The 11,301-nt window shown below is 68.6% G+C and carries 9 protein-coding genes; 6 read left to right on the top strand and 3 right to left on the bottom strand.

The genetic code is table 11. The features are described from left to right. Window positions 1-5 precede the first annotated feature (5 nt). Both E3T33_RS01545 and E3T33_RS01540 read left to right on the top strand, forming a co-directional pair. Window positions 6-1,115, top strand: a complete 1,110-nt coding sequence (locus E3T33_RS01545; protein WP_241982789.1) for a MinD/ParA family protein — start codon at window positions 6-8, stop codon at window positions 1,113-1,115. A 45-nt stretch (window positions 1,116-1,160) separates the two neighbouring features. Continuing rightward, window positions 1,161-1,652, top strand: coding sequence for a peptide deformylase (locus E3T33_RS01540; RefSeq protein WP_092321465.1), 492 nt, complete (start codon window positions 1,161-1,163; stop codon window positions 1,650-1,652). 66 nt (window positions 1,653-1,718) lie between these two features. Here the strand turns inward: E3T33_RS01540 and E3T33_RS01535 are convergent, their stop codons facing one another. After that, entirely contained in the window at window positions 1,719-3,551 is a 1,833-nt protein-coding gene (locus E3T33_RS01535; protein ID WP_092321466.1) for an AMP-dependent synthetase/ligase, read from the bottom strand. A gap of 138 nt (window positions 3,552-3,689) precedes the next feature. Here E3T33_RS01535 and E3T33_RS01530 point away from each other — a divergent pair, with 138 nt between their 5' ends. The 4 genes from E3T33_RS01530 (at window position 3,690) to E3T33_RS01515 (ending at window position 8,543) form a co-directional block, all read left to right on the top strand. Next, window positions 3,690-4,637 (top strand): ROK family glucokinase, encoded by a 948-nt coding sequence (locus tag E3T33_RS01530; protein ID WP_134574583.1) that lies wholly within the window; start codon window positions 3,690-3,692, stop codon window positions 4,635-4,637. Window positions 4,638-4,665: 28 nt separating this feature from the next. After that, the gene (locus E3T33_RS01525) at window positions 4,666-5,355 is read left to right on the top strand and encodes a lysophospholipid acyltransferase family protein (RefSeq protein WP_092321468.1); all 690 of its coding nucleotides are present in this window, start codon (window positions 4,666-4,668) and stop codon (window positions 5,353-5,355) included. Between the two features lie 137 nt (window positions 5,356-5,492). Continuing rightward, complete coding sequence (locus E3T33_RS01520) at window positions 5,493-6,821, top strand: 3-deoxy-7-phosphoheptulonate synthase class II (protein WP_241982788.1); 1,329 nt, start codon at window positions 5,493-5,495, stop codon at window positions 6,819-6,821. A gap of 258 nt (window positions 6,822-7,079) precedes the next feature. Then, window positions 7,080-8,543, top strand: a complete 1,464-nt coding sequence (locus E3T33_RS01515; RefSeq protein WP_166784361.1) for an HNH endonuclease signature motif containing protein — start codon at window positions 7,080-7,082, stop codon at window positions 8,541-8,543. A gap of 114 nt (window positions 8,544-8,657) precedes the next feature. Here the strand turns inward: E3T33_RS01515 and pknB are convergent, their stop codons facing one another. Further along, the gene (gene pknB / locus E3T33_RS01510) at window positions 8,658-10,586 is read right to left on the bottom strand and encodes a Stk1 family PASTA domain-containing Ser/Thr kinase (protein ID WP_134574581.1); all 1,929 of its coding nucleotides are present in this window, start codon (window positions 10,584-10,586) and stop codon (window positions 8,658-8,660) included. An 89-nt stretch (window positions 10,587-10,675) separates the two neighbouring features. After that, window positions 10,676-11,301 (bottom strand): LysM peptidoglycan-binding domain-containing protein (locus E3T33_RS01505; RefSeq protein WP_134574580.1); only part of this gene is annotated, 626 nt, incomplete at its 5' end.

Here is an 11,301-nt window from a genome sequence, read left to right as displayed (position 1 = left end):
GGTCCGTGACGCGCACGGCGGCCCCCGCCCGGACGGGCAGGGACGCTGCGGCCGCCCGGGCCCCGCAGGCCGGCACCCGCAGCATCGAAATCAGCGTTCCGGTCACCCGGGGCGACGGTGCGGCCGAGGACCCGTCGGCCGGCCGCTCCGAGGTCCGCGGCGCCGGAGTCCCGGAGTCGGCGAACATGCTGACCTCCGACCGCCTGCTGGCGGTCAATCGCCAGACCAGGCGCCCGCCGCGCGGCGGCTTCAACCGGCTGGTCTACGACGCCACGCTGCACCTGGTGAACCTCGGCGACTCGGCCCGCGTGATCGCGCACGACGAAATGACCGAACGCATCCGCAAGGAGTTCGAGGGCGGCACGCGCTTCGTGCCGATCCTCACCCGCAAGGGCGGCGTCGGCAAGACCACAGTGACCACGCTGCTCGGGATGGCGCTGGCCGACGCGCGCGAAGACCGCATCATGGCCGTAGACGCGAACCCCGACCGCGGAACGCTCTCTGAGCGGGTCAGCAAACAGACCAGGTCGACGGTGCGCGACGTCGTGACCAGGGCCGCGTCGATCGGCAACTTCACGGATTTCTCCGCCCTCGTCTCCCGGGACGAGACCAGGCTCGACATCCTGGCGTCCGACACCGATCCGCTCCTCTCCGAGGCATTCGACGAAGACGACTACAACGTCGTCGCAGACCTCGCCGCCCGCTATTACTCGATGGTGCTCACCGACTGTGGCACCGGAATCGTGCATTCGGTCATGCGCGCCACCCTGCAGCGAGCGGACTCGGTCGTGATCGTCTCCGGCGGAAGCGTCGACGAGGCGCGGCTGGCCTCTGAGACCCTCACCTGGCTCGAAGCGAACGGCTACGGCGGACTCGTGCGGAACGCGATCGTCGCCCTGAACACCGCGACCCAGGGAACCAACCTGGTCAAACTGGAAGAGATCGAGTCGCACTTCCGGTCACGAGTGCGGGAAATCGTGCGTATCCCGTACGACCCGCAGCTGGCGGCCGGCAGCGTCGTTTCCTTCAAGGACCTGCGGCCGATCACGCAGCTGGCGGCGCGAACCCTCGCGGCGCTGGTCGTCGAGGGCCTGCCGGCCGACCGCAGCCGGTAACCCTGCCTCCGACCGAGACCTCGCCCCGATCATTGGAAGTTCCCTGTGCCTGAGCGCCAGATTCGTCTCCTGGGAGACCCGGTCCTCAAGACCGCCTCCGACCCGATAGTCATCGTCGACGACCGGGTCCGCGCCCTCGTCACCGACCTGCTCGACAGTGTCCGGCTGCCGGGTCGAGCCGGGGTGGCGGCCTCGCAGATCGGGGTGAACCTGCGCGCGTTCAGCTACAACATTGACGGGGACATCGGCTATATTCTCAACCCGGCGATCGTCGAGCTGTCCGGCGAGCCGGAGCTGGTCGACGAAGGCTGCCTGTCCGTGCCCGGCCTCTGGTACCCGACGAAGCGGTATCCGTTCGCCCGCGTCGTCGGCACGGACCTCGAGGGTGACACGGTCGAGCTGTCGGGCATGGGAGTCATGGCGCAGGCGCTGCAGCACGAGACCGATCACCTCGACGGCCTGCTCTACCTCGACCGCCTGGACAAGGAGAACCGTCGCGCAGCGATGAAGGAAGTCCGCGCGTCCACCTGGTTCTAATCCGACAGGCCCGACCCCTTCTGAGGTCGAGCCTGTCGGGAACCGGGCCTGTCGGGACCCCGCTGATCAGTCCCTGATCGAGAAGCCCTCGGTGACCGGGGCGCCCTCGTAGAGGCCCTCGATCGTGTCTGCGAAGTCCTTGAGGATGAGGTCGCGCTTGATGCTGAGCTTAGGCGTGAGGTAGCCGTTGGCCTCGAGGAGTTCCGTAGGCAGCACGACGAACTTCCGGATCGATTCGGCCCGCGACACGTGCTCGTTGGCGTGATCGACGGCGCGCTGCACTTCGGCGAGCACCGCCTTGTTCACCGAGGCCTCGGCCAGGGACATCCCGGCGTCTTCCTTGTTGTTGTTGAGCCACACCGGGAGCATGTCCGGGTCGAGGGTGATCAGGGCGGCGATGAAGGGCTTGCGGTCGCCGACCACGACGACCTGCCCGATCAGCGAGTTCGCCCGGATCGGGTCTTCGAGGGCCGCCGGGGCGACGTTCTTGCCGCCGGCCGTGACGATGAGTTCCTTCTTCCGCCCGGTGATGGTGAGGAAGCCCTCCTCGTCGAAGGACCCGATGTCGCCGGTCTTGAGCCAGCCGTCCTCGAACGTCGCGCGTGTGGCGTCCGGGTTCTTCCAGTACTCCTTGAAGACGTTGACGCCCTTGACCTGGATTTCGCCGTCGTCCAGGGCTCGCACGGAGACGCCGGGCAGGGCCGGGCCCACGGTACCGATCTTGGACTTGGTGGCCAGGTTGACGGTGGCCGGAGCGGTCGTCTCGGTGAGGCCATAGCCCTCGAGGATGACGATGCCCAGGCTGTGGAAGAAGTGGCCGAGGTGCGCGCCGAGCGGCGCCGATCCGGACACCGCGTACTTGACGTTGCCGCCCATGACGGCGCGGAGCTTGCTGTAGACGAGCCGGTCGAAGAGGGCGAACTTGATCTTCATCATCAGGGGGATCGCCTGGCCGGACTGGAGGGCCTGCGAGTGTGCGACGGCCACTTCGGCGGCCGCGCGGAAGATCTTGCCCTTTCCGCCGGCCTCGGCCTTCTGCTCGGCCGAGTTGTAGACCTTCTCGAACACGCGAGGCACGGCGAGCAGGAAGGTGGGCTTGAAGCTGCCGAGCGCCGGGAGGAGCTGTTTGGTGTCGGGCTGGTGGCCGACGCGCACGCCCGCGTGAACGCAGAGCACCGAGATGAATCGCGCGAACACGTGTGCGGTGGTGATGAAGAGGAGGGTGGATGCACCCTTTTCGTCGGTGAGGACTTCCTTGAGCGCGACCGCGGAGTTGCGGCAGGTCTCGACGAAGTTGGAGTGCGTCAGCACGCAGCCCTTGGGCCGGCCGGTGGACCCAGAGGTGTAAATCAGGGTGGCGATGTCGCTTCCGACGGCGAGGCCGCGTCGGCGTTCGATCTCAGCGTCCGGGACAGCCGTTCCGCTCGCGGCGAGCTTGTCGAGGTCGCCGAGGCCGATCTGCCAGACGGTTGTGATGGTCGGCAGTTCCGGGTGGATCTCGTCGAAGCGCGCGAAGTGGTCCGCGGTTTCGAGGATGAGTGCCTTGGCGTCCGAGTCGCCGAGGATCCACTGGATCTGGGTGGGAGAGCTGGTTTCATAGACCGGGACGAGCACGGCCCCGGCGAACCAGGCGGCGAAGTCGACGAGCGTCCACTCGTACCGGGTCTTGCACATCAGGCCGATCTTGTCACCGGGCTCGATGCCCGCCGCGACGAAACCCTTGGCGAGGGCGACGACCTGGGCGTGGAATTCGATGGTGCTGACCGGAAGCCATTCGCCGTTCACGGGCAGCGAGAACAGAACCATGTTCGGCGTCGCCTTCAGGCGATCGACGAGCAGGTCCGTCACATTGGCTGCCGGATCGGCAGGAACAATGGCGGGAACGTCAAACTGTCTCACGGCGACTCCTTTGGGCCGGATGGGCGGGTGTTTCGCCCGGCGGGATGCTGATTTACTACACTCTATGGGGTACTGCCGCGTCTGCTCCGGATGCGGCGGTGCTCGTTTCCGTAACGCTCGCCGACGAAAGGTGCCCTCGTGCATGCCATTGGGATCGACATTGGCGGCACCAAGATCGCCGGCGCACTCGTCGACGAGGCGGGCACCATCATCCGCTCCGACCGGAGGCCGACGTCCGCCGGCGATCCGGCCGAAATCGAAGATGCCGTCGTGGCGATGATCAGGAACCTCGCCGAGGGTGAGGATGTCATCGCCGCCGGGGTCGCCGCTGCCGGGTTCATCGACGCGAGCCAGTCGACCGTCTACTACGCGCCGAACATCAACTGGCGCAACGAGCCCCTCCGCGAGAAGCTCGAAGCCCGGCTTGACCTGCCGATCATCATCGAGAACGATGCCAACGCGGCCGGCTGGGCCGAGTTCTGTTTCGGCGCCGGCCGCAATTACAGCGACATGGTCACCCTCACCATCGGCACGGGTGTCGGCGGCGCCATCGTCTCCCGCAACCAGTTGTTCCGCGGTGGCTTCGGCGTGGGCGCCGAGCTCGGTCACCTTCGACTCATCCCCGGCGGCCTGCCCTGCGGTTGTGGGGCCCACGGCTGCATCGAGCAATATGGTTCCGGCCGGGCCCTGCTGCGCATCGCCAATGAATTCGCGGATGCCGGGGGAATCGGCCTGGGCCTCGCCGCGGCCAGGGCGCGCGCGGGAACACTCACCGGCGTCGACGTGAGCGCGCTGATCCAGGCCGGCGACGGCGGGGCGCTGGCCGCGCTGCGACAGGTCGGCAGCGCGCTCGGCCAGGCCTGCGCGAGCCTGGCCGCGGTGCTGGACCCGCAGGTGTTCGTCTTCGGCGGGGGAGTGGCCGTCGCGGGCGAGCTTCTGCTCGAACCGATCCGCGCGGCCTTCCTCGAACACCTGCCCGCTCGGGGCTACCACCCCGAGGCGGAGTTCACCACCGCCCAGCTGGTCAACGACGCGGGTGTGGTCGGCGCAGCCGACCTCGCGCGCAAGCACGTCATCGAGCAGTAGGCTTTCCAGCTCAGGGAGGAAACGAACAATGTTCTATTGGATCATGAAGAACATTGTGGTCGGTCCGATCCTTCTCGGCCTGTTCCGGCCGTGGATCGTCGGACTCGACAAGATCCCGAAGGAGGGCGGCGTCATCCTCGCCAGCAATCACCTCTCCTTCATCGACTCGGTCTTCCTGCCCCTCATCGTGCCGAGGAGGGTCGTGTTCCTGGCCAAGAGCGAATACTTCACCGGCAAGGGGCTCAGGGGCTGGGCGACGCGCACGTTCTTCAAGGCAACCGGCCAGCTTCCGATCGACAGGTCGGGCGGCAAGGCCTCCGAGGACTCCCTGAACACCGGGCTCCGCGTGCTCCGCTCGGGCGGCGTGCTCGGCATCTATCCCGAGGGCACCCGCAGCCCCGACGCGAAAATGTACCGGGGCCGCACGGGCGTGGCCCGCATGGTCCTCGAGGCGGGCGTCCCGGTGATCCCCGTCGCCATGATCGACACCGAGAAGGCGATGCCCACCGGCACCCGGATCCCCAAGGTGCGGCGCATCGGCATCATCATTGGCGACCCGCTCGATTTCAGCCGCTTCGAGGGGATGGAGGGTGACCGGTTCGTGCTGCGATCGATCACCGACGAGCTCATGTACGAGCTGCGCACGCTCAGCGACCAGGAGTACGTGGACGTCTACGCGACCAGCGTCAAAGAAAAGCGAGCAAACCTTTCGCGGTAAGCTTCCATAATCGGTTTCAGCGCTGATCCGACCTCCCCTCCTGACCCACGGCCCGCGAATTCATGCGCGCCACCAAGAGAAACTGGAATCGTCCCGTGGTAGACCCCACCGAACCCGTCGTCGTCGCAGATAAATCAGTGATCGCGGGCCTGGACTATTGGCGCACGCTTCCGATCAAGCAGCAGCCGACCTGGCCCGACGCCGAGGCCGTGGCCGCGGCATCCGCCGAACTGGCAACCCAACCGCCGCTCGTCTTCGCCGGCGAGGTCGACATCCTGCGCGACCGGCTGGCCCAGGCCGCCCGCGGTCAGGCCTTCCTGTTGCAGGGCGGCGACTGCGCCGAGACCTTCAGCGGCGCCACCGCCGAGCAGATCCGCAACCGGGTCAAGACCGTGCTGCAGATGGCCGTCGTGCTCACCTACGGCGCCTCCATGCCCGTCGTGAAGATGGGGCGGATGGCCGGACAATTCGCCAAGCCCCGCTCGAGCGACTTCGAGACGCGCGGCGACGTGACGCTGCCGGCCTACCGCGGCGACATCGTCAACGGCTACGACTTCACCCCGGAGTCCCGCGAGGCCGACCCGGCGCGCCTGGTGAAGGGGTACCACACGGCCGCCTCGACCCTGAACCTCATTCGCGCGTTCACCCAGGGTGGATTCGCCGACCTCCGCCAGGTGCACAGCTGGAACCAGGGCTTCGCTGCGAACCCGGCCAACCAGCGTTACGAGAAGCTGGCCAAGGAAATCGACCGCGCGATCAAGTTCATGACCGCCTGCGGGGCCGACTTCGAGGCGCTCCGGCGCACGGAGTTCTACACCAGCCACGAGGGCCTGCTGATGGACTACGAGCGGCCGATGACGCGCATCGACTCGCGAACCGGAACCCCGTACAACACCTCGGCTCACTTCGTCTGGATCGGGGAGCGCACCCGCGATCTCGACAGCGCCCACGTCGACTTCCTGTCCCGCGTGCGCAACCCGATCGGTGTCAAGCTCGGCCCGACGACCTCGATCGACGACATGATGCGCCTCATCGACATCCTCGACCCCAATCGCGAGCCCGGCCGCCTGACCTTCATCACCCGCATGGGTGCCGGGAAGATTCGGGATGCCCTGCCGCCGCTGCTCGAGGCGGTCAAGGCGAGCGACGCGAATCCGCTCTGGGTCACCGACCCCATGCACGGCAACGGCGTGACCACGCCGACCGGCTACAAGACGCGGCGTTTCGACGACGTCGTCGACGAGGTCAAGGGCTTCTTCGAGGCTCACCGCGCGGTGGGAACGCACCCGGGTGGCATCCACGTGGAGCTGACCGGCGACGACGTCACCGAGTGCATGGGTGGGTCGGAGCATATCGACGAGGCCGCCCTGGCCACCCGCTACGAGTCGCTCTGCGACCCGCGCCTGAACCACATGCAGTCCCTGGAACTCGCGTTCCTCGTGGCCGAGGAGCTCGCCGTCCGCTAGCACCCCGTCTCGGTGCCGAGAGTCGCCGTTCCTGCCCAGAGTCGCCGTTAGAGCGGCGATTCTCGGCAGGAACGGCGACTCTCGCTGCGTGCGGGGGTGCGTGCGGGGGTGCGTGCGGGGCTGCGGCGGGGGTGCGTGCGGGGTGCGGTTCCTGCGCTTGTCCTCCACAGGTCCTGGCGGCGGGGAGTCATGCACAAGGGCCGGTCAGGGGCGCTTTCGGGCCGGAAGAATGTCGGTGGTTCGCCGTACCGTTGGCGTATGGAAACCATCACAGTACCACCCGGCCGGGCACTCCCGGCCGGCCCGAACCCGGGCGCTGGACCGGGAACGAACCCGGGCGCTGACCCGGGTGTCGCCACCGACCAGGGTCAGCCGCTGACAGCGGCTGCGGTCCACCTGGAGGAACTCGGCGCGCTCATCGATGAGGTCACCGCCATCGACCGGGCGATGGCGGTGCAGGCCGCGGCCCGGGTGGTCGCGATCGACGCGGCCCGGGTCTGCAGCGAGCGGGAGCTCGACGGGAGTGCGTTCAGTCCGGCGTTGACCCGCCGGTCGCTGGTGGCCGAGCTGGCCTGCGCGTTGCGGATCCCGGAGTCGACGGCCTCGGGCCTGCTGGAGAGCAGCCGGGCCCTGGTCCAGGACCTGCCCGACACCCTGGCGGCCCTGGCCGCGGGGCGGATCGGCTACCGGCAGGCGATCATCCTGGTCAACGAAACCACCGGCCTGCCCGCCGAGGCAGCTGCTCAGCTGGAGCAGGAGGCGTTGCCGTCGGCCGGCCGGTTGACGGCGTCGCAGTTCGAGAGGAAGACGAGGAAGCTGCGGGAGCGGATCGATCCGGAGTCGATCACGGCCCGGCATGTGCGGAGCGTTGCCGACCGGTCGGTGCGGTTCGACCCGGCCCGCGACGGGATGGGCTGGCTGAGCGCCTACCTGCCGGCGTCGGACGCTCTCGGCGTTTACGGCCAGGTGACGGACCGGGCGATCGCCCTGCAGGGGCCGGACGAGCCGCGCACGCTCACCCAGCTGCGGGCGGACGTGTTCCGCGACCTGCTCCTGCAGGCCGGCTGCGCGGGGACTGGTTGCACGCAGTCCGGTTGCACGGAGGCCGGCTGCACGGAGGCCGGCGGCACGGTAGCGGCCGGGGCGGCCGGCATGAACGGCGCGATGAGTGGGCTCCGGCCGAACCTGATCGTGACCGTCCCGATGCTCACCCTCCTCGGTGTCACCGAGGAGCCGGGCAGCCTCGACGGGTACGGGCCGATCGATCCGGACACGGCCAGGGCGTTGGCGGCGAAGTGTCCGAGCGCGGTGCGGATCCTGACCCACCCGGAGACCGGCGCGGTGCTCTCGGTGGGCCGGGACCGGTACACGATCCCAGCGTCGCTCCGCACGATGCTCCAGGTGCGGGACGGCACCTGCCGGCACCCCGGGTGCAGCCGGGCGGCCAGCCGCTCGGACATCGACCACGGCCTCGACTGGGCATTCGGCGGACGAACCGACCACAACAACCTCGCCCACCTCTGCCCCGCCAGCCACGCCCTCAAACACGAGGCCGGCTGGAAAGTCAGCCAGGCCCAGGACGGAACCGGCACCCTCACCTGGACCACCCCGACCGGCCACACCTACGTGACCGAATCGGAGACCATCATCGGCACCGCCATCAGCGCCGAACTCCGGCAGAAGGCCACGCGAGCCGACGAAGGAGCGAGCCGCGAAGGGTGAGTCGGCAGGATCGAGTGGGATGGAGCGGGCCCGAACTCGGCAAGCAGGCCTAGCGCGCCGGAGCTCGTGGGCAGGACAGGGCCGGACAGAGCGGGACGCAGCTACGGGACGCAGCTAGCCCGCAAGGGGATTCGTCGCTGTGAGGAAGATCGTGCTGCCCTTGGGTGCGCTGGTTCCGACACCCGGCTTCACTGACTCGACCTTGACGAACGGAGCGATTGCATCCGCGGTGGGATTGTAGTCGAGCTTGAAGCCGAGGTCGGTGAGGATCTTCTTGCCCTCGCTCCACGGCTTGCCGATGACGTTCGGGACCTCGACCGGCTCCGGGCCCCGGGAGGTGGTGAGCACGAGCACGTCGCCCGCACGGACCGGACCGCTCTTGGCTGCGGAAATCTTGATCACGGCGTCCTTGGCGATCGTGTCGCTGTATCGCTGCTCTCCGGTCTCCGCGCCCAGCCCCTTGGCCTTGAGGATGGCGGTGGCATCGGGAACGGACTTGCCTGTGACATCGGGGATGGGGCCCAGGGAGACAACGAGGTTCACCGCGAGACCCTCGAAGTACGGGCCGCCCTTGGAGACGTCGCCTCCGTCGCTCTCGCGGCTGGCCGCGACGACCGTGCCCTGCTCGAGTGAGCTGTTGAAGACCTCGTCCGTGCTGCCCACCAGCGCCGCGAGGTCGGTGATCGCGGTCTCCGCCTCGTCCTGGCTCAGGCCGGCCAGGGCTGGGAGTGTGATCGGCTGGCGGCCCTTCGAGATGAGGACCGTCACGGCGCTGCCCTTGGCCAGACGTGCGCCGGCGCCGGGATTGGTGCTCGAGACGAGTCCCGCGGCAATCTCATTGTTGTACTCCTCGCCCGGCTTCGCGGTGAAGCCCAGCTCGGTCAACGCCGACGCCGCCTTCTCCGGCGTCAGCGACGTGAGTTTCGGGACGGCGATCTGTGAGCCGGGACCGGAGCCGAAGTACCAGCCGGTTCCCCCGGCCAGGGCCGCGAGCAAAACGACGAGCGTGAACAGCCAGAAGCCTCGGCGCTTGCGCTTGTCGGCCTTCGTGGCCAGCATCGCGCTGCTGCTCGGCAAGGCGGTCGCCGCAGCGGCGAGGGGCTGCGGTCCCAGGATCTGCGTGTCCGCTGTGGCCGAGGCGTCGCCGAAGCCACCCGGGAACATCATGGTGGGCGCCATGCCGGTGCCCGCGGACGCGGGGCGGACCAGCTTTTCCACCTCGAGCAGCTGGTCGAGCATGACGCGCGCGTCCCTCGGCCGCTGCTCAGGGTCGCGGGCCGTCGCCCAGAGCACGAGTTCGTCGAGTTCGCGGGGGACCGAGGGCACCTTGGCACTCGGCATGGGCACGGTGTCGTTCGCGTGCTGGTACGCGATCTGCATCGGGGCTTCGCCCACGTACGGCTGCTCGCCCGTGAGCATCTCGTAGGTCATGATGCCCAGCGCGTAGATGTCGCTGCGGGCGTCGGCGATTCCGCGGGTGACGAGTTCGGGGGAGAGGTAGGCGATGGTGCCGAGCAGGGCCTGCCCGGTCGCGGTGTTGTTGTTCGCGGCGCGGGCGAGTCCGAAGTCGCCGATCTTGATCCGGCCGTCGTCGGCGAGGAGTACGTTCTCCGGCTTGAGGTCGCGGTGCACGATCCCGGCCTTGTGCGCCGCGGCCAGGCCGCCGAGCACGGCCTCCAGGATGTCCATGGTCTGCTCCGGCGTGAGCCGCCCGTAATCCTTGATCAGGTCGCGCAGGGTAATGCCGGGGAGGTACTCCATGACCAGGTAGGCCATGTCGGCATCCTGTCCCTGGTCGTAGACGTTGACTACGTTGGGGTGCGCGAGGCGCGCGGCGGAACGCGCCTCCTGCACGAAGCGTGCCTTGAAGCTGTTGTCGTCGGCGAGGTGGCCGTGCATGATCTTGATGGCCACACGCCGTTCGAGGCGGAGGTCCGTCGCGAGGTATACCGTCGCCATGCCGCCGCGCGCGATCCGCGAGCGCACCTGATAGCGGCCATCGATCAGACGGCCGATCATCGGATCGGTTGGGCTATCACTCACCCGTCGAGTCTAGGGAACGCGGCCGCCAGAACCCCGATAAAACACCGTGAGCCGGGTGTTTGGGGGGCACGTCAGACCCTGGCGACAGGTCAGTCGAGCTCGGCGACCCAGAGGCGCGCGGAGACTTCCCACTTGGCGTAGTGGTTCGGGTAGGCCGAGACCTGCACGGCCTGGGCGGCCTGGGTGACCGTCAAGGACTCCCACCCGGAAATATCGAGCAGCCCGCGGGTCACGCCGCGGTTGGGGTTGTCGGTACCGCCGAAGAAGGCGCGGCTGGCGCGCACCGGATCGAGCACCTGCGCGGCCGTTCCCCAGCCGGCGCTGGGCCGCTGCTGGAAGAGCCCGAGCGAGTCGCGGTCGCCGTGCTGCACGTTGCGCAGCCCCGACTCCTGGGCGGCGGCGGCCAGCGCGATCACGAGGCCGCGGTCGCTGACGCCGGTCCTGCGGCCGACCGCGACGATGATCTCGGCGTTCACGCGCATCTCGGCCGTCAACCGGGTGATGGTGGGGATCTTCAGGACCTGCCCGGGGTAGATGATGCTGGACCAGCCAAGGCCGTTGGCGTCGAGGATTGCCTGCACCGGCACCCGGGCGGTGGCGGCGACGGTGCTGATCGTGTCGCCGCGGGCGATCGTGTAGCTGGACGGCGCAGGACCGGGGGCCGCCGCCGCCGGCCGGGCGGCGGCGGTCGGCACGGGCGCCGGGGCCGGAGTCG

Origin of the sequence: Cryobacterium sp. TMT1-2-1, assembly GCF_004403955.1 — a bacterium.
GTDB classification, from domain to species: Bacteria; Actinomycetota; Actinomycetes; order Actinomycetales; family Microbacteriaceae; genus Cryobacterium; species Cryobacterium psychrotolerans.
The sequence above is the reverse complement of the archived record's forward strand: the minus strand, read 5'-3'. Positions and strand labels throughout refer to the sequence as shown.

Bases quoted from the DNA above. Each gene is read 5' to 3' on its own strand.
- E3T33_RS01525 (WP_092321468.1), top strand. From the start codon at position 4,666: ATGTTCTATTGGATCATGAAGAACATTGTGGTCGGTCCGATCCTTCTC.
- E3T33_RS01515 (WP_166784361.1), top strand. From the start codon at position 7,080: ATGGAAACCATCACAGTACCACCCGGCCGGGCACTCCCGGCCGGCCCG.